The sequence below is a fragment of the Tabrizicola sp. genome (genome assembly GCF_022842145.1).
GTDB lineage: Bacteria > Pseudomonadota > Alphaproteobacteria > Rhodobacterales > Rhodobacteraceae > Tabrizicola.
The window spans coordinates 216611-233200 of the sequence record NZ_JALHQD010000001.1 but is presented as its reverse complement, the minus strand read 5'-3'; the positions used below and the strand labels follow the sequence as shown (position 1 = coordinate 233200).

18 protein-coding genes and 1 tRNA gene are annotated in these 16590 nt (G+C 67.4%); 11 read left to right on the top strand and 8 right to left on the bottom strand.

The features are described 5' to 3' along the window. Nucleotides 1-22: 22 nt before the first annotated feature. The 3 genes from Q0C42_RS01165 to Q0C42_RS01155 all read left to right on the top strand — a co-directional run bounded on the left by Q0C42_RS01165 (nt 23) and on the right by Q0C42_RS01155 (nt 3233). The gene (locus Q0C42_RS01165; protein ID WP_295070780.1) at nt 23-925 is read left to right on the top strand and encodes an SMP-30/gluconolactonase/LRE family protein; all 903 of its coding nucleotides are present in this window, start codon (nt 23-25) and stop codon (nt 923-925) included. Beyond that, the gene (gndA, locus tag Q0C42_RS01160) at nt 922-2319 is read left to right on the top strand and encodes an NADP-dependent phosphogluconate dehydrogenase (protein WP_295072786.1); all 1398 of its coding nucleotides are present in this window, start codon (nt 922-924) and stop codon (nt 2317-2319) included. Before Q0C42_RS01165 ends, gndA begins: the two co-directional genes overlap by 4 nt. Before the next feature lie 86 nt (nt 2320-2405). After that, nucleotides 2406-3233, top strand: coding sequence for an amidohydrolase (locus Q0C42_RS01155; RefSeq protein ID WP_295070777.1), 828 nt, complete (start codon nt 2406-2408; stop codon nt 3231-3233). Between the two features lie 59 nt (nt 3234-3292). Here Q0C42_RS01155 and Q0C42_RS01150 read toward each other — a convergent pair. The 4 genes from Q0C42_RS01150 to Q0C42_RS01135 form a co-directional block, all read right to left on the bottom strand. Continuing rightward, a tRNA-Met gene (locus Q0C42_RS01150) sits at nt 3293-3369 on the bottom strand. Between the two features lie 134 nt (nt 3370-3503). Continuing rightward, on the bottom strand, nt 3504-5504 hold the full coding sequence (locus Q0C42_RS01145; RefSeq protein ID WP_295070774.1) for a hydantoinase/oxoprolinase family protein: 2001 nt from the start codon (nt 5502-5504) through the stop codon (nt 3504-3506). Nucleotides 5505-5577: 73 nt separating this feature from the next. Beyond that, nucleotides 5578-6825 carry an RNA polymerase factor sigma-54 gene (gene rpoN, locus Q0C42_RS01140; protein WP_295070772.1) on the bottom strand — a complete coding sequence of 416 codons (1248 nt, stop codon included), beginning with the start codon at nt 6823-6825 and terminating at the stop codon, nt 5578-5580. Between the two features lie 127 nt (nt 6826-6952). Then, complete coding sequence (locus tag Q0C42_RS01135) at nt 6953-8629, bottom strand: DNA polymerase Y family protein (RefSeq protein ID WP_295070770.1); 1677 nt, start codon at nt 8627-8629, stop codon at nt 6953-6955. Nucleotides 8630-8796: 167 nt separating this feature from the next. Here Q0C42_RS01135 and Q0C42_RS01130 point away from each other — a divergent pair, with 167 nt between their 5' ends. Continuing rightward, a complete protein-coding gene (locus Q0C42_RS01130) occupies nt 8797-9240 on the top strand; it encodes a cytochrome c (RefSeq protein ID WP_295070768.1) in 444 nt (147 codons plus the stop codon). A 57-nt stretch (nt 9241-9297) separates the two neighbouring features. On the opposite strand, the gene Q0C42_RS01125 is transcribed toward Q0C42_RS01130, so the two are convergent. Both Q0C42_RS01125 and Q0C42_RS01120 read right to left on the bottom strand, forming a co-directional pair. Further along, nucleotides 9298-9552: an I78 family peptidase inhibitor gene (locus tag Q0C42_RS01125; protein ID WP_295070765.1), complete on the bottom strand. Its 255-nt coding sequence runs from the start codon at nt 9550-9552 to the stop codon at nt 9298-9300. Beyond that, a complete protein-coding gene (locus tag Q0C42_RS01120; RefSeq protein ID WP_295070763.1) occupies nt 9545-9826 on the bottom strand; it encodes an I78 family peptidase inhibitor in 282 nt (93 codons plus the stop codon). Before Q0C42_RS01120 ends, Q0C42_RS01125 begins: the two co-directional genes overlap by 8 nt. A gap of 93 nt (nt 9827-9919) precedes the next feature. Here Q0C42_RS01120 and Q0C42_RS01115 point away from each other — a divergent pair, with 93 nt between their 5' ends. From Q0C42_RS01115 to Q0C42_RS01095, 5 genes are read left to right on the top strand one after another with little or no spacing between them, the layout of a single operon-like run. Next, entirely contained in the window at nt 9920-11056 is a 1137-nt protein-coding gene (locus tag Q0C42_RS01115) for an S-(hydroxymethyl)glutathione dehydrogenase/class III alcohol dehydrogenase (RefSeq protein WP_295070760.1), read from the top strand. Next, nucleotides 11053-11814, top strand: a complete 762-nt coding sequence (locus tag Q0C42_RS01110; protein WP_295070757.1) for a hypothetical protein — start codon at nt 11053-11055, stop codon at nt 11812-11814. The genes Q0C42_RS01115 and Q0C42_RS01110 overlap by 4 nt, the downstream gene beginning before the upstream one ends. A 5-nt stretch (nt 11815-11819) precedes the next feature. Beyond that, a complete protein-coding gene (gene ybaK / locus Q0C42_RS01105) occupies nt 11820-12290 on the top strand; it encodes a Cys-tRNA(Pro) deacylase (protein WP_295070755.1) in 471 nt (156 codons plus the stop codon). Between the two features lie 53 nt (nt 12291-12343). Beyond that, nucleotides 12344-12724, top strand: a complete 381-nt coding sequence (locus tag Q0C42_RS01100; protein ID WP_295070753.1) for a hypothetical protein — start codon at nt 12344-12346, stop codon at nt 12722-12724. 51 nt (nt 12725-12775) lie between these two features. Then, nucleotides 12776-13531 (top strand): NYN domain-containing protein, encoded by a 756-nt coding sequence (locus Q0C42_RS01095; RefSeq protein WP_295070751.1) that lies wholly within the window; start codon nt 12776-12778, stop codon nt 13529-13531. A gap of 12 nt (nt 13532-13543) precedes the next feature. Here the strand turns inward: Q0C42_RS01095 and Q0C42_RS01090 are convergent, their stop codons facing one another. Further along, nucleotides 13544-14407, bottom strand: coding sequence for a LysR family transcriptional regulator (locus tag Q0C42_RS01090; RefSeq protein ID WP_295070749.1), 864 nt, complete (start codon nt 14405-14407; stop codon nt 13544-13546). Between the two features lie 97 nt (nt 14408-14504). Here Q0C42_RS01090 and Q0C42_RS01085 point away from each other — a divergent pair, with 97 nt between their 5' ends. Beyond that, the gene (locus tag Q0C42_RS01085) at nt 14505-14717 is read left to right on the top strand and encodes a hypothetical protein (RefSeq protein WP_295070747.1); all 213 of its coding nucleotides are present in this window, start codon (nt 14505-14507) and stop codon (nt 14715-14717) included. Between the two features lie 75 nt (nt 14718-14792). On the opposite strand, the gene Q0C42_RS01080 is transcribed toward Q0C42_RS01085, so the two are convergent. Beyond that, a complete protein-coding gene (locus Q0C42_RS01080) occupies nt 14793-15275 on the bottom strand; it encodes a RidA family protein (RefSeq protein ID WP_295070745.1) in 483 nt (160 codons plus the stop codon). Nucleotides 15276-15536: 261 nt separating this feature from the next. Here Q0C42_RS01080 and Q0C42_RS01075 point away from each other — a divergent pair, with 261 nt between their 5' ends. After that, a complete protein-coding gene (locus Q0C42_RS01075) occupies nt 15537-16574 on the top strand; it encodes an LLM class flavin-dependent oxidoreductase (protein ID WP_295070743.1) in 1038 nt (345 codons plus the stop codon). Nucleotides 16575-16590 lie beyond the last annotated feature (16 nt).

The window sequence follows — 16590 nt, the reverse complement described above, 5'->3', positions numbered from 1 at the left end:
TGAGCGCTAACGGAGGTGACCCATGTCCGCAAGCGCTTCGTGCTTCGAGATCCATGATCCGGCCTTTGCCGCCCATGTCCTGCACAATGCACCCCTGAAGAAGCTGGCGGAAGGCTTCGACTGGGCCGAGGGTCCGGTCTGGTTCGGCGACCAGCAGTGCCTGCTTTTCTCCGACATCCCCAACGACCGCATCCTGCGCTGGTCCGAGGCGGGACTGACCACCTTCCGGCAGCCGGCCAACTATTCCAACGGGCATACCCGCGACCGGCAGGGTCGGCTGGTCAGTTGCGAGCATGGCACGCGGCGGGTGACGCGCACCGAGTGGGACGGGACCTTGACGGTGATCGCGGACAGCTACCGGGGCAAGCGGCTGAACAGCCCCAACGATGTCGTGGTCAGCCGCGACGGCGCGATCTGGTTCACCGATCCGCACTACGGCATCATCAGCGATTACGAGGGCTTCAAGGCCGAAGCCGAACTTCCCTGTTCGGTCTACCGCGTCGACCCGGACGGGACGATCGAGGCGGTGATCACCGACATGGCCTGCCCGAACGGCCTGGCCTTCAGCCCCGACGAAAACCGCCTTTACGTTGCCGATACCGGGCGGGCGTTCCACAGCGATCCCCAGCATATCCTGGCCTTCGACATGGGAACCGGGCGGCCCGCCAAGGGTTCCCTGTTCCACAGGATCGCGCCGGGCTGTGCAGATGGAATCCGGGTGGATGACGAGGGCAACCTCTGGTCCTCGGCCGGGGACGGGGTTCACTGCATCGCGCCGGACGGGCATCTGATGGGCAAGGTCCTGGTGCCCGAGGTGGTCTCGAACCTCTGCTTCGGGGGGCGGGCGAAGCATCGGCTATTCATCACTGCGACGACGGGTCTTTACTCGGTCGTCCTGAACCGGAAGGGCGCGCAATGGCCGTGACGAAACCGCAGGTCGGTCTGGTGGGACTGGGCACGATGGGCGCGGCGCTGGCGCTGAACATCGCCGAGAAGGGCTTTCCGATCGCCGTCTGGAACCGCACGGCATCGGTCACCCAGGACTTCCATGCCGGGGCGGGCACGCTTGCGCCCCGGGTGGTGGCGACCGAGACGCTTGCCGATCTTGTGGCGGCGATGTCTCCGCCCCGGTCGATCATCCTGATGGTTCCGGCGGGCAAGGCGGTGGACGACATGCTGGCCCAGCTGGCACCGCATCTTCAGCCCGACGACTTGGTGATTGACGCGGGCAATGCCAACTTCCACGACACCAACCGCCGCGCCGCCTCCGGGCTGCCGTTCCGCTTCATGGGCATAGGGGTCTCGGGCGGCGAGGAGGGCGCGCGGCACGGCCCCGCGATCATGGCGGGCGGCCAGCGCGAAGACTGGAGCCGGATGGCAGGCGTCTTCCGTGCCATCGCCGCGAAGGCCGACGACGGCACCCCTTGCGCCGACCACATGGGCGAGGCGGGGGCGGGGCATTTCGTCAAGGCGGTCCACAACGGCATCGAATATGCCGACATGCAGATGATTTCGGAAGTCTACGGCGTGATGCGCGACGGGCTGGGTATGTCCGCGTCGCAGATCGCCCCAGTTTTCGCCCGCTGGAACGAGGGCGTGCTGCGGTCCTACCTGGTCGAAATCTCGGCGGCGGTGGCGGGGGCCGTTGATCCGGTCACCGGCGGGCCGTTGCTGGATGTCATCGTCGATGCGGCAGGCCAGAAGGGTACCGGGCGCTGGACGGCCATCGAGGCGCAGAACCTTGGCACCCCGATCCCGGTGATCGAAGCGGCGGTGATGGCGCGCAACGTGTCGTCCCGGCGGGGCGAACGCGCCGCGGGCGAGGCGCTTTACGGCCCTGCGCCGCAGCGGGTGGACCTGGAACTGGATGACCTGGAACAGGCGCTGATCGCCGGCAAGATCCTGTGCTACGCGCAGGGCTTCGCGATGATGACGGCGGCGGCAGGGGAATTCGGCTGGGCGCTGGATATGCCCGCCATCGCGCGGGTCTGGCGGGCGGGCTGCATCATCCGCTCGGCGATGCTGAACGACATGGCCGAGGCGCTGAGCCAGGACCCGACCCGAAACCTGATGCTGGCGCCCTTCTTCGCCGACCTTCTGCGCGAGACGACCCCCGCGCTCCGCCGCGTGGTGGCCGCTGGGGCGCTGCATGGTCTGGGGCTGCCCGCCCTGTCAGGGGGTCTTGCCTGGTTCGACCTGATGCGGACCGCGCGCGGGACGGCCAACATGATCCAGGGCCAGCGCGATTTCTTCGGTCTGCACGGCTTCCAGCGGCTCGACGGCCTTGACCACCCGCACGGCCCCTGGGCTGCCGGCTGAACGGTCGACCTGTAGCTTGACAGCCTTCCTGGGGCAGGGTGGACTGCGACGGCAGGACAGGCGCAGTGCTGACTTACGGGGGCCCGATGATCTTTGACACGCACCTGCATCTGATCGACCGCTCCCGGCTGAGCTATCCTTGGCTGGCAAGTCTTCCGCCACTGGACCGCGACTGGGACTTCGCAAGCTACTGCGCCACGGCGGCGCGTCTTGGCATCACCGATGTCCTGCACATGGAAGTAGACGTTGCCGAAGCGGACATCGATGCCGAGACCGCCTGGATCGCGGATCTCATGGCGCAGCCGGGCAGCCTGCTCCGGGGCGCGATCAGCGCGGCCCGCCCGGAAAGTCCGGGCTTTGCGGACTGGCTGGACCGTCTGGACCGCAGGGTCGTCAAGGGCATCCGCCGGGTGTTGCATGTGGTGCCGGACGAGGTGTCACAGACCGCGCTCTTTCGCGAAAACGTCCGTCGGCTGGGGACCGCAGGATTGCCCTTCGACATCTGCATGCTGCAACGCCAGCTTCCGCTGGCCACCGATCTGGTGGACGCCTGTCCGGACACGACCTTCATCCTCGATCACTGCGGGGTGCCGGATATCGTGGGAGGCAATTTCGACGGCTGGGCCGCCCGCATCACCAACCTGGCGCGGCGGGACAACCTGCACGTCAAGCTGTCGGGAATTACCGCCTATGGCCCCGCCGACTGGACCGCCGATACGCTACGTCCCTATGTGCAGCACGTGATCGAAACTTTCGGCCCCGCGCGTGTCGTTTGGGGTTCGGACAGCCCGGTCTGCACGCTGCACTCCTCGCTGGCCGAATGGGTGGCCCTGACGCAGCTTCTTCTGGCCGGACAGACGGCCGAGGACCGCAGTGCCATCCTGCAAGGAAACGCCCGACGCCTCTGGCTGTGACATGTGCAGCATTTCGCGGACCTCGACGGCCCGAAATCTGCACACAGAAAGAGGAGAAGTGGTGGCGAGGGGGGGACTCGAACCCCCGACCCCGCGATTATGAGTCGCGTGCTCTAACCAGCTGAGCTACCTAGCCACAGTCGGGCGAATTAAGGGGGCGGGGGGGCAAGGTCAAGGGTGAATCGGCTCGCCAGTGCCTCGTCGTTCGACTTCGTCTCCTCGTCGGAGGAAACCCTGCGACGAGAAGCCGAAGGCGCACGAGGAGCGTTCTTAATGCGCCACCCTCGGCCGCCCTGACGCCGTTGCCGTGATGCGGGCCTCGATGAACATCATCCGGCCTTCGATCTCGACCTCCTTCACGTCACGGTCCACCGTCACCCGCAGATCGACGGCACCCGCCTCCTTCGCGCGGGCCGAAGCATCGGCGACCAGCCCGGCCTCCAGCGCAGCCAGCGCTTCCGCGGACGACGAAAAGACCTGAAGACCCTCGGCCAAGTGTGCCACGAACCGGCCCTCGGCGGGTGAGGACACCGTGCCCGTCGCCCGCTGACTGACCTGGCCCGCCACCGCGCCGATGGCATTCGCCACCCCGGCATGTTCCGGCAGGATCATCGGGCAATGCAGCCGTTCCCCCACCGCGCCGTAGTAGGACGGGGCCGAGGCACCAAGGCCGATCACCGGCACGCCCAGCTTGACCGCAACCTCGATGACGCCGCGATGCTGGCCAAGGCCTGCCTTGGTCAGCGCGTGGCGGGCCAGCGTCTCGGGGACCTCGCCGGCAAAGCCCTGGTCCTCGCCGAAAGCGGCTTCCAGAAGGCAATCCACCGTCTGCTGCGTCAGTTGGTCCACCACGGCCTGGGCGAAGACCTGTGGTCCCGTGGCAAAGCGTTCGCCCGCCCCGGTGCGCCGCTTGGCGATCAGCCGCAGGGACTTTTCCGCCGCCGCCGCATCCCAGCTGTCCAGTCGGCCCAGTACATGCGACGCATCCGAAGGCGTCACACCCGACATCATCACCAGCCCGCGCGCGACCAGCCGCTCCAGCGCCGCAACCTCCAGCCGCGAGGTCAGGGCGGCCGCCATCGGCATGGGCTTGGTGATCCGGTCCAGCACGGCAATTTCGCGCGTGTTCAACCCGCCGCGCTGGCCGGACATCGGCACGACGAAGCGGCCGTCCATCTCGGACACGGCCTCGCTGGACAGCCAGCGGTCAAGCGCGGCATGGACAATCAGCCCATGGTCCACCGCCAGCAGGGATACCGGCATCAGGCGGCGGGGGCCAAGGCGCAGACCGCCGGTCAGCCCCTCGGTCACCAAGTGCACCTCGCTGTCGCCGCCAAGGCCCGTGGTGCGCATCGCCACCGCCTCGACCATCGTCCGGAAGCCGCCGACGCGCGCCCCTTGCGGGTCGATCTCGGGCAGCCCGCCCCGCAGGAGGGCGACGTCAGTGGTCGTGCCGCCGATGTCGGAGACCAGTGCATCCGACGCGCCGGTCAGCCAGCGCGCGCCGACGATGCTGGCGGCGGGGCCGGAGAGGATCGTCTCGATCGGCCGTTCGCGCACCATCGCGGCGGAAATCAGCGCGCCGTCGCCGCGGACGACCATCAGGGGCGCATCGATGCCCACGACGGCCAGATGGCGTTCGCAGGCGGCGACAAGGCGGTCGATCATCCCGATCAGCCGGGCATTCAGGACCGCGGTCAGCGCGCGTTTGGGGCCGTTGAGGTTTGCCGACAACTCGTGGCTGCAGGTCACCGGGCGACCCGTCACGCGGCGGATCAGGTCGCGGGCGGCAATCTCGTGCGCGGGGTTGCGGGTGGCGAACTGCGAAGCGACGGCAAAGCCCGACACCTCGTCGCCCAGTTCGCGGACCAGCAGTTCCAGAAGGCCAAGGTCCAGCGCCGCCACCTCGGTTCCGGCATGGGTGTGGCCGCCCGGCAGCTTGATCACCGGATCGCCCTTCAAAGCCTCGGTCAGCCCGCTGCGGCCAAGGTCGGCGTCACCGAAGCCGATGAAGACCAGCGCCACCCGCGCGCCCTGACCCTCGACCAGCGCGTTGGTCGCAAGCGTGGTCGAAAGCGAGACCAGCGCCACCTCGGCAGGCTTCACCCCCGCCGCAGCAATGGCCGCGTCGACCGCCTCGCCGATCCCGACGGCCAGATCGTGACGCGAGGTCAGCGCCTTGGCCTTGCCAAGGACGACATTCGCCGCCTCGTCCAGGATCACCGCGTCGGTGTAGGTGCCCCCCGTGTCGACACCCAGAAAGTAGGCCATGTCCGTCCCTGTCCGTCTTGCGTTTTCCGCCAGCTAGAGCACCGGGGCCTGCCTGTCAGCCCCGGAAGCGACATCAATGCCGCCGGCGACGGCGATGCGCGGGGGGCAGGTTCAACATCGTCCGGTATTTCGCCACCGTCCGCCGTGCGATGGGGGCGCCGCCCTCGGCCAGGGCAGCCGCCAGAGCCTCGTCCGAAAGGGGGGCATCGGGGTCCTCTTCGGCCAGCAGCTTGGACAGCCGGTCGCGCAGGGCGCCGGCCGAGGGGCCCCCCTCACGCGGGGCCTGAGTGAACAGCGACCGCAACCACCAGGTCCCGCGCGGGGTGTCGACCGCGGTGCCGGAAACCACGCGGCTGATCGTGCTTTCGTGCAGCCCCAGCGCCTGTCCCACGTCCGACATCGTCATCGGCACCATCGCGCCCAGTCCCTGCTCCAGCGCCGCGGTCTGCCGGGTCAGGATGTCCTGCGCCACAGACAGAAGGGTGGCATTGCGGCCTTCGATCATCTTGATCAGCGCCCGGGCCTCGGCCCGCCCCTTGGCCCGGCCTTCCGCGACCGAGACCGAGGGCAGCGCCGATCGGTTCAGCGACACGATCCAGCCCGAGGTCCCTTTTTCGGCGATCAGGTCCGGCTCGCGGACCGGGGCCGCGTTGGCCTCGAAACCCGAGCCGGGCTTCGGGTCGTAACTGCGCAGCCGCCCGAAGGCCTGACGGAGGTCGGCCACCTCCAGCCCCGCTTCGCGGGCGATGCGGTCGATCTCGCCCTTGGCCAGTAGCTCCAGCCGGTCGAGGAGGGCTGCCATCGGCTTGTCCAGTTCTCCGGCCTCCTCGGCCTGCAGGCGCAGGCATTCCGCAAGGTTGCGCGCGAAAAGACCGGTGGGTTCGGCCCGGTCCTGCAAGCGGCGCAGCACGGCCTCCACCGCCGGGACGGCCACGCCCAGCTGCCCGGCGATAGCGGCAAGCGACCTGCCGATCCACCCCGAAGGCTCCAGCGCCTCGGCCAGGGTCATCGCGATGCGCTGGTCGGTGGGCGTCAGGCGCAGCGCCTCGATCACGCCCAGGACGTGGGAGACGAGGCTGGGTCCCGCGGCCGCCTGCTCGGGGCGCTCGGCATCGGCGTTGAACGCCGATTTCCAGCGCGGTAGCCAGTCCTGGACCTGGGGCTTGACCAACTGGATCTGCGGATTCTCGGCCGCGGCTTCCTCCAGATATCGGCTGAGGCCCGCCGCGTCGGCGCGCAGGATGCGGAGCGAGGTCGCAAGCCCCGTCGTCAGCGCCATGCGCTGCGTCTGCTGCACCGAGATGCGGTTGCGGGACTTCATGGAGACTGGTTCCCATGGATGGGCCGATGTCGCAAGCGTTCAGCGCGCAGCCGATTTCTTCGAAGAAATCGTGTCGGAGCCTTCAAAGGCTCCGGTCCGGAGTTTTTGAAAACTCCGGGGGCCGGCGTCAGGCGAAGGTGCCTTCGCAGTACCACTGGTCGGTGACGGCCCCGCCCTGGCCGTAGAAGAGCCACAGCCGCTCGCCCCCTTCCGTCTCGACCCGCCAGTAATCACGGGTACCGCCGCGCCAGTCGGGGTCCTCGAACCACCATTCGGGTTGCAGCCGCTCTGGTCCCACCGCCATCCGCACGGCGCAGTCGCGGCGGCGCCAGCGAAAACGGGCGGGCAGGTCGCGCGTCTCGGGCGCTTCCACCGGTTCGGGGCGGAACATCACCAACGGGCGCGGGGCAGGGGGCGCGGGCCAGGGCCCGTCATGCGGCTGGCTCCAGGCGGCCATCAGCAGCTTCGCGGACTTTGCCGGCACATGGCTGTCGGCGGGATGCAGGCGCAAGACCGCCTCGGTCCCGAGCCTTGCGCCAAGGCGGCCGATCAGATCCTCCAGCGCCTGGGCCGAGCCTGCCGTGACCCGCCCGGCATTGGCCAGCGCCTGCGCCGTCACTTCCAGCTGCCCGCGGTGCTGGACGGCACTGACGGCCTCGGTCGCCAGCGCCTCCAGCCGCAGGCAGTCGATCCCGAACCCGGCGTCGATCTGGTCCAGCTTCAGGTGCAGAAGCGGGCGGATGCGGTCGGGGCTGTCGGCGGCGCGGGCAAGGCCGATCTCCACGGACGCCACCCCGCCATCGGCCCGGAAGCCCTGGAACAGCACCCGCCGCACACCGCGACCCTTGGCGCGCAACTTGTCGCAGAAGGGTGGCAGCAGGCGGTCCAGCGCCGCCTCGACGTCCGTGCGCAACCCGATCGGCTCAGGCAACGTCAGGCGCACCGCGAAATGCATCGGCGGGCGGGCGGGGCTGACCGGTTCCGGCTCAAGCCCCATCGCCTGGTCCAGACGGCGCAGCGTATCGGCCCCGAACCGCCGGGCGAGCGCGGCGCGCGGCAGGCCCATGATGTCACCCACCCGGCGCAGGCCCAGCCGCATCAGCCGGTCGACCACGTCCGCGTCCAGCCGCAGCGCGGCCAGCGGCAGACCCGACAGCGCCTCATGCAGCCGGCCGGGGGGCGAGATCACCGCCGCCTCGGCTCCGCGCGCCGCCACCGGCCGGGGGGCACCGCCGCCGCGCTCCCACCCCCGGCGCTTCACCGCGCGCGACCGGGTCGCCCGCGCCTCCTGGTCGATGGCATCGCCCGAGCGCACCGTGCCAAGGTCGCCCCCGGAATAGCGCGCCAGCCCCCAGGCCGCGCCCGGCGTGTCGGCGATGGCCGCGCGCACCGTCAGCCCCAGGTTTTCGCAATCCTCGGCCACCTGGGCCAGCACGCCCTCTTCCCCGCCATGCAGATGCGCGGCCCCGGTCAGGTCGATCATCAGCCCGGCAGGAGGCTCCTCGGCCACCCAGGGCGAGAAGCGCCCGGCCCAGCGGCGCAGCGTCAGAAGAAAGCGCGCCTCGGTCAGGGGGTCGGCGGGTACGGTCAGCAGGGCAGGGCAGATCGCGGTCGCATCGCGCAGGGGCTGGCCCAGCGAAAGACCCGCACCCTCGGCCTCGACCGAGACAGAGACCAGCACCTGTGCGCCGTTTCGGTCGCCCACGACGGCCAGCGGGACCGGCACCGTATCGGCGCGGTGCCGCTGAACGCGTTCGGCCGCAAGACGCGGGAACCAAAGGGAAAGGATGCGGCGACCCGCCATCGTCCGACTCATATGTTCATGATACGTTCACAGGATGCCACCCCGCCGCGAGCCTGTCGAGTCCCGCACCACCGCAGATGACAAGTGCGTGAGAGCACAACGCGGCGGCTACCGCGACGGAATGCCGCGCCTATAGTGGCCGGGCTAGCCAACGAGGGAGCCAGTACATGAAGTTCGTGAAAGCCGCAGTAATCGGCGCACTCCTTGTCGCAGGAGCGGCCTACGCCGAAGGAGACCGCACCGATCCGAATGCCATCGCGCGCTCGGATCTGATGAAGACCATCGGCAAGAACACCGGCATCCTTGGTGGCATGGCCAAGGGCGAGACCGCCCATGACGCCGCCGCCGCCGAAGGCGCCAAGGCCGCCATCATCGAGGCGGCTGCCAAGATCGAGGAAACCTTCAAGGAGCAGGGCGCGGCCGACCCGGCTTCGGAAGCCAAGCCCGAGATCTGGGCGAACTGGGATGACTTCCTGGCCGATGCCAAGGCACTGGGCGATGCAGCGGGCGCGATGGATGTCGCCTCGGCTGAATCGATCGGCGCCGGCATGGGCGCACTTGGCGGCACCTGCAAGGATTGCCACACCGAATTCCGCGTGATGAAGCAGTAACCTCTGCCCCACGCCGAACCGAAAAGGCCCCGGTCCGCGCGACCGGGGCCTTTTTTCTTATCCGCACCAGACCCCGGTGATGGTACCGGACGGGTCGATGTCGATGTTCAGCCGGTCGGGGCGGTAATCCTCGGTCACGGGGGTCCCGGGGTAGATCAGCCGGGTGCCCTGCGGAAAGGTCATCGCGGCCAGAACCGCATCGTCCCTTCCGACCAGGTCCTGCATTCCGGCTGCACCGCAGGCATTCTCCTTGGGCACGGCGACGCAGGCCGCCAGCCCCAGCACAAGAAGCACCAGTGCGGGTTTAGCCACAGGTCACGCGCTCGATCACGTCGCGGCGGTCCAGCCAGAAGTTCAGCCGGGTGGGGTTGTAGTCCATCGTCACCGCCATGCCGTACTGGATCACCCGCACGTCCTGGCTGAAGCGCATCCCGTCCAGGAGCACGCCGGGCCGGCCGACCAGATACTGCAGGTCGTCCGCTCCACAGCTTGCCAGATTGTCGGCGGGTCGGGTCGGCACCGGCTCCATCACGCAGGCCGAGAGCAGCAGCGGGGCGCAAAGCAGCAGCGAAAAGGCACGTTTCATGGTCGTATCCTCATGTGGCGGGGTCGAATCCCGCATTGCTTTACGCCCCAGATTGGCACAGGTTCCGGGAAATCTTGAAGGGAGGAATATCAGATGCGCACCCGTGCCGCCGTTGCCGTCGCCGCAGGCCAGCCGTTGCAGGTCATGGAGGTCAATCTCGACGACCCCAGGGAAGGCGAGGTGCTGATCGAGATCAAGGCCACCGGCATCTGCCACACCGACGAATTCACCCTCTCGGGCGCGGACCCCGAAGGCATCTTCCCCTCGATCCTGGGTCATGAAGGCGCGGGCGTGGTGGTCAAGTGCGGCCCCGGGGTCAAATCGCTGAAACCGGGCGATCACGTGATCCCGCTCTACACCCCCGAATGCCGCGAATGCCCGTCCTGCCTGTCGCGCAAGACCAACCTCTGCACCGCGATCCGCGCCACGCAGGGCCAGGGCCTGATGCCGGACGGCACCACCCGGTTCTCGATGCTGGATGGCACGCCGATCTATCACTACATGGGCTGCTCCACCTTCGCCCAGCACACCGTGATGCCGGAAATCGCCCTGGCCAAGGTCCGCGATGACGCGCCCTTCGACAAGATCTGCTACATCGGCTGCGGGGTCACCACCGGCATCGGCGCGGTCCTCAACACCGCGCAGGTCGAGATCGGAGCGAAGGCCGTGGTCTTTGGCCTCGGCGGCATCGGGTTGAATGTGATCCAAGGCCTGAAGATGGCCGGGGCCGACATGATCATCGGTGTCGACCTCAACAACGACAAGAAGGCCTGGGGCGAGAAGTTCGGGATGACCCACTTCGTCAACCCCAAGGAACTGCCCGAGGGCACTTCGGTCGTCCAGGCGATCGTCGACCTGACGAAAACGCCTTTCGACAAGATCGGCGGCGCGGACTACTCCTTCGACTGCACCGGCAACGTCAAGGTAATGCGCGACGCGCTGGAATGCACCCACCGCGGCTGGGGCCAGTCGATCATCATCGGCGTCGCCCCCGCGGGCGCGGTCATCGAAACGCGTCCCTTCCAGCTGGTCACCGGGCGGGTCTGGAAAGGCACGGCGTTCGGCGGCGCGCGCGGCCGCACCGATGTGCCGAAGATCGTCGACTGGTACATGGACGGAAAGATCGAGATCGACAGCATGATCACCCACATCCTGCCCCTGGAGCGTATCAACGAAGGCTTCGACCTGATGCACGCGGGCAAGTCGATCCGGGCCGTGGTCGTTTATTGAGCACGGCCTCGGCACATGTGACCACGGCCCTGCCCGCGGGGCCGTGGAAACGCCGGCAGGTCCGGGTCCTTGGCTGGCTGGCGGGGTTCTGGCTGATCTCGGACCTCGGCTACTACTTCGGTCTGCCCAGCTTGGGCGTCGGCATGGACTACAACCTGAACCCGATGCCGGTCGCGACCTTCTACCTCTTCTGGTCCGGCCTTGCTGCCATCGTCTTCTGGCCGCTCTACAGCCGCTGGAACGCCGACGGACCGTTTCCGACCCTGCGGAACCGGGTGCTGGCCGCGCTGATCTGGACCGCCACTTTCGCCCTGATCCTTGTTTTCCTGCACTGGGGCCTGCCCGCACTGCCAGAGGCCACCTGGCCTGCCGACCTGGGCGAGCCGCCCGACCTTCTGATCGCCACGCCCGCCTATTTCTTCCCGAAGACCGTCGAGATCGTGTTCCAGCAGCTTCTGGTTCTGGCACTGATCGTCAGCCTGTCCCTCGACGGTCTGCCGCTGCGCACAATCTCGATCTTCGCGGCACTTCTCTTCGGCGGAATGCACATTTTGCTCGCCTTCTCGGGCATCCCGCCACGTGCCGTCATCATGTTCATCGTCGCTGCCACCGCCTTTGGCCTGATCCTGCCGCGCCTGATCCTGAAGACCCGCTTCGGCCTTGCCGCCGCCTTCGTCCTGCACTGGACCTTCTACGCCGCGGTTCTGGCCCAGGCCCGCATCTTTGGTCCCCATATCGCAAGCTCGGTGGTCGGGTAGGCCCCATGACCTCGACGCCCGCCCTTCGCGCCTTGGCCACCCTTGGGATCGAGGTCACGCTCCACCCCTACGCTTACGACCCCAAGGCCGAGGCGACGGGGCTGCAAGCCGCGCAGGCGCTGGGGATCGACCCCTCGGTGATGCTGAAAACCCTGATGGTCGAGGTTGACGGCAGGCCGGCCTGCTGCGTCATCCCCTCGGACCGGCAACTGTCGATGAAGCGCGTCGCCGCCGCCTTCGGGGGAAAATCCGCCGCCATGATGCCCGTCCCAAAGGCCGAGAAACTGACCGGCTACCACGTCGGCGGCATCTCTCCCTTCGGGCAGAAGCGCGCGGTCCCGACGGCAGTCGAAGCCACCGCCTGCACAGCGCCGCGCGTCTGGATCAACGCCGGTCAGCGCGGTCTTCTCCTGTCGCTGCCACCGGAGTCCGCACTTCGCGCCCTGACCGCCAAGGCCCTGCCGCTGATCGCCTGACTTGCCGGATGTCCCGCCACCGCTATCCTATGCAGAAGCCGGAAAGGGACCCCATGCGCCTTGCACCAGTCTTTGCGCTTCTCGCCACCCCCGCCTGGGCCGAGCCTCCGCGCCTGTCTTTGGTCTTCGGGGCCGACCGGCTGGACGCCCAGTCCGCCGACATCCTGTCCACCCGCCGCATCGACGAAGACCGCGGCTCGGCGCTCTACATCCGTCTGTCTCCCGGCTTCGACGCTTCGATGCGGGTCCTGACCACGGCGCATGTCGGCGATACCGGAGATCTCAGGATCTGCGCGGAAACCGTGCTGGAGCCGATCATCCAGGCCCCGATCAACGAGGCGGTCTTCGTCATCACCGACACCGACCCGACCCGGATCGACCGCCTGCAGGCCCTGCTGTCCGGCCCGACCTGCGCCGAGGTGCCGGGGGGCTGATCTCTCGACACTTGCTCCGTGACCTGCGACTGTCCGGGTAAAGGAGCCACCATGCCTGCAGACCCCCGCGCCCCCCGCCTTGCCGTCCTGATCGACGCCGACAACATCCCCGCCCGGCATATCGAGGCGGTGCTGGACGAAGTTGCCACCTACGGCGAGCCCTCGGTCCGGCGGGTCTATGGCGACTGGTCTTCGCAGGCGCTGACCCAGTGGAAGGAAAAGGCCCGCAGCCTGGGCCTGGTGATGCACCAGCAGTCCGCCAACACCAAGGGCAAGAACGCCAGCGACATCGGCCTTGTCATCGACGCGATGGACATCCTGCACCTGGGCAAGGTCGATGGCTTCGTCCTCGTCTCCTCGGACAGCGACTTCACCCGCCTTGCCAGCCGCATCCGCGAGGACGGGCTGCAGGTGATCGGCGTGGGCGAGGAAAAAACCCCCGAATCGCTGCGCAAGGTCTGCAACCGCTTCATCTTCCTGGAAAACATCGCCGCATCGCCCGAGACTTCCCGTCCGGCCGATCCGGCGCGGACTGCGAAGGAAACGGCCAGACCGGTCGAACCTGCGTCCGAAAAGCAGCCCCCCTCCAAGGCGATCCCTCTGGTCCTTGCCGCGATGAAGAAGATCGGCATCGAAGAGGACAGCTATTCCCTCGGCCAGCTTGGTCAGGTGCTGACCCAGCTTTACCCGGATTTCGACAGCCGCAGCTACGGCAGCGCGCGACTGTCCGATCTCCTGAAGCGCACCGGGCGCTTCGATGTGCAGAAGGGCGACGGCAACCACCTCGTGGTGCGCGATAAGGCGTAACCTAGGGCCAGATCAGAAGATCGTTTTCAGCCAGTCCGCAAAGGCCTCCACCGCTGCCCGCCGTGGCCCCCGGGGCAGCACGACGGCATAGGTGACCACCGGCAGCCCGGTCAGCGGTAGTTTGATCAACCGCCCGGCCTCCAGATCGGCCCGGCATATGATGTCGGTCGCCGTCCCCGCTCCCAACCCCTGCCGGCAGGCCGACATCTCCAGATGCGGGCTTCCGACTTCCACCCGCTTCAGCCGGGTAACGTCCAGGCCTGTGCCTCCCACCTCCGCCAGTTCCCAGTGTTTGTCCGCACCAATCACCCAGGGCATATCCTGCGGGTGCAGACCCTGAGCCGCCAGAGAAGGTGCGCAGACCGCGATCACCTGCGACCGGCAGAGCGGGCGGATCTCCTCCTCGGGCCCTTCTACCCAGCCATCGGATAGCGCCCTGATCGCCATGTCGAACCCGTCGCGCGCCAGATCGATCTTTGCCGGGCTTGGAGACATCGCCACCTCGATCCCGGGATGCTTGGCCCAGAACTCCGGCAGCCGCGGCATGACATGGGTTTCGGCGATAAAGGTCGTCGTGGTGACCCGCACCACCCGTCGCGACTCGGTCTCGCGCAAGCTGGCGATCCCGGCCGCCACCGTGCCGAATCCGTCGTCCAGCGCTCGGGCCAACTGCTCGCCCGCCCCGGTCAGGGCAACTGTTCGTCCCGCCCGCCGTACCAGAGCCACGCCCAGTTCCACCTCCAGGCCCCTGACTGCCTGGGTAACTGCCGCATGAGTGACATTCAGCAATCGCCCGGCCTCAGCGAAGCTACCGCTGCGCGCCGTGGCATCAAAGGCCCGCAGGGCAGACAGAGAGGGCAGGTCGCGCCAGCGCATGATGTAAGCTCAGCTTTCGTTTCTTTGAAATTCCTGAGTCGGAGTATTGCAGAATTTCTGGCATTCCCAAGGTACAAACCATTTCGGGACGAAAGCCATGCACGGCGTCAACCTAGACCTCCTGCGCGCCACTGCCGCCCATCACCGCGACGGCCGCCCGAAGGACCCACACGCCCACCACCGGGCCGAACATCTGGCTACCCTCAGGGCGGAACGGGCCGCCCGCGGGAAGGGCACTGTGGTCGGGATCCTGGCGCTGGTCCGCAAAGCCGCGCGCCGCCAAGGCGAGGTACCCTCCACTTGCCCCTGATGACCGAAGGCGACGGCGTCATGTGCTGCAGGCCCCTGCCCACGACGAGAAGAAGAAGTCGCAGCGATGCCGCGCCTACTCCACCTCGACCGTCACCCAGGTCTCGAAGCAGACCCCGTTCGCCAAGGCCATGACCCCGATCGTCGCCCGCCCGCCCAGGCCCCGCTCGCGCCCGAACACCTCGACGAACAGGTCCGACAGCCCGCTGGAGACCTTGTGGACCTCCTCGAACTCCGGGGTGCAGACGACAAAGTTCAGGCTGCGGACGATCCCTTTCACCCGGTCCAGCGATCCGACCGCCTGCCGGATGCCGCCCAGCACGTTCAGCCCCGTCCGCCGCGCAGCCTGGTAGCCTTCGTCGACGGTCACATTCTGGCCCAGCCGACCCTTGTGCGTGATCTCTTCCCCGATCTGCGCGACATGGCCGGACAGAAACAGCAGGCTTCCGACCCGATGATAGGGCTTCATCGTGCCGTAGTCGCCACCGTAATAGCCGTCCCGGTCGAAGTCGGGGATGTCCAGGCCCATCTGGATGGCAAGGCTTTCGGGTGAGGTCATGGCAGTCTCCTTCGACGCCAACCTGCCCCGTGCTCTGATTCGCCGCCATGGTTAATCGGATGCGGCGCACACGCGCGTATGCATGGAAGGCATACGGATTGCAGACGGTTTGCAGACGCCGGAATTGCCTCACCTCAGGCCGATTAAGCAAGCGACCTCAGACACTTGGCGGTCCCGTGCACATCTGAACGCTGCGTCTCTCCAAAACCGCATTCATTTGTCGCCGGTCAATCCCTACCTTGGCCGCAAAGGAGCTTTCGCATGACTCAGGTATCCCTCGGCCTCGACACTTTCGGCGACGTGACGGTCGGACCCGACGGCCAGCCGCAATCGATGGACCGCGTCCTGCGCGAGGTGCTGGAGCAGGCCACACTGGCCGACGAAATCGGCATTGATTTCATCGGTCTTGGTGAACACCACCGCCCCGACTTCGCGATCTCTGCGCCGGAAATCGTGCTGGCCGCCATCGCGGGACGGACCCGCCGCATCAAGCTTGGCACCGCCGTCACGGTGCTTTCTACCGACGATCCGGTCCGGGTCTTCCAACGCTTTTCCACGCTGAACGCGCTGTCGAACGGCCGGGCCGAGCCGATCCTTGGCCGCGGGTCCTTCACCGAAAGCTACCCGCTCTTCGGGCACGAGTTGCAGGACTATGACCAGCTTTTCGAGGAGCGGCTGGAGCTTTTCGCCAAACTTCTTCGCGAGCCTCGCGTCACATGGTCCGGTCAGACCCGCAGTGCATTGAAAAACCAGCCGGTTTTCCCGCAACTGGGCCAGCCGATGACGGTCTGGGTTGGCGTCGGCGGCAGCCCGGAAAGCGTGGTTCGCGTGGTTCGGCAGGATCTGCAACTGATGCTTGCGATCATCGGCGGCGACGCGGGCCGCTTTGCGCCCTACATCGACCTCTACCACCGCGCCTGCGCCCAGATGGGCAAACCGGTGCGGCCGGTCGGTGTCCATTCCCCCGGCTTCGTTGCTGAAACAGATGAGAGGGCACAGGAAATCCTCTGGCCGCACTACGCCGACATGTTCGGGCGTATCGGTCGCGAACGCGGATGGCCGCCGGTGACGAAGGACCGCTATCTTAACGAAGTTCACCACGGTGCGCTTTATGTTGGTAGCCCCGAGACGGTGGCGCGCAAGATCGCAAGGACGGTCAAGACGCTGGGAATACAACGCTTCGACATGAAGTACTCCACCGGGCCAGTGGCGCATGGCAACCTGATGGAGTGCATCCGGCTTTACGGCGACAAGGTCATGCCGATGGTTCAGGACATGCTCGCCGACAAGGCCGCCTGAAGGGGAGTTCGCCCAC

Excerpts from the sequence above, each read along its gene's own strand:
- Q0C42_RS01100 (WP_295070753.1), top strand. The coding sequence starts at position 12,344 with ATGCGCCTTGCACCAGTCTTTGCGCTTCTCGCCACCCCCGCCTGGGCC.
- Q0C42_RS01155 (WP_295070777.1), top strand. The coding sequence starts at position 2,406 with ATGATCTTTGACACGCACCTGCATCTGATCGACCGCTCCCGGCTGAGC.
- rpoN (WP_295070772.1), bottom strand. The coding sequence starts at position 6,825 with ATGAAGTCCCGCAACCGCATCTCGGTGCAGCAGACGCAGCGCATGGCG.
- ybaK (WP_295070755.1), top strand. The coding sequence starts at position 11,820 with ATGACCTCGACGCCCGCCCTTCGCGCCTTGGCCACCCTTGGGATCGAG.
- Q0C42_RS01120 (WP_295070763.1), bottom strand. The coding sequence starts at position 9,826 with ATGAAACGTGCCTTTTCGCTGCTGCTTTGCGCCCCGCTGCTGCTCTCG.
- Q0C42_RS01165 (WP_295070780.1), top strand. The coding sequence starts at position 23 with ATGTCCGCAAGCGCTTCGTGCTTCGAGATCCATGATCCGGCCTTTGCC.
- Q0C42_RS01075 (WP_295070743.1), top strand. The coding sequence starts at position 15,537 with ATGACTCAGGTATCCCTCGGCCTCGACACTTTCGGCGACGTGACGGTC.
- Q0C42_RS01095 (WP_295070751.1), top strand. The coding sequence starts at position 12,776 with ATGCCTGCAGACCCCCGCGCCCCCCGCCTTGCCGTCCTGATCGACGCC.
- Q0C42_RS01115 (WP_295070760.1), top strand. The coding sequence starts at position 9,920 with ATGCGCACCCGTGCCGCCGTTGCCGTCGCCGCAGGCCAGCCGTTGCAG.
- Q0C42_RS01080 (WP_295070745.1), bottom strand. The coding sequence starts at position 15,275 with ATGACCTCACCCGAAAGCCTTGCCATCCAGATGGGCCTGGACATCCCC.
- Q0C42_RS01090 (WP_295070749.1), bottom strand. The coding sequence starts at position 14,407 with ATGCGCTGGCGCGACCTGCCCTCTCTGTCTGCCCTGCGGGCCTTTGAT.
- Q0C42_RS01135 (WP_295070770.1), bottom strand. The coding sequence starts at position 8,629 with ATGGCGGGTCGCCGCATCCTTTCCCTTTGGTTCCCGCGTCTTGCGGCC.
- Q0C42_RS01130 (WP_295070768.1), top strand. The coding sequence starts at position 8,797 with ATGAAGTTCGTGAAAGCCGCAGTAATCGGCGCACTCCTTGTCGCAGGA.
- Q0C42_RS01085 (WP_295070747.1), top strand. The coding sequence starts at position 14,505 with ATGCACGGCGTCAACCTAGACCTCCTGCGCGCCACTGCCGCCCATCAC.
- Q0C42_RS01145 (WP_295070774.1), bottom strand. The coding sequence starts at position 5,504 with ATGGCCTACTTTCTGGGTGTCGACACGGGGGGCACCTACACCGACGCG.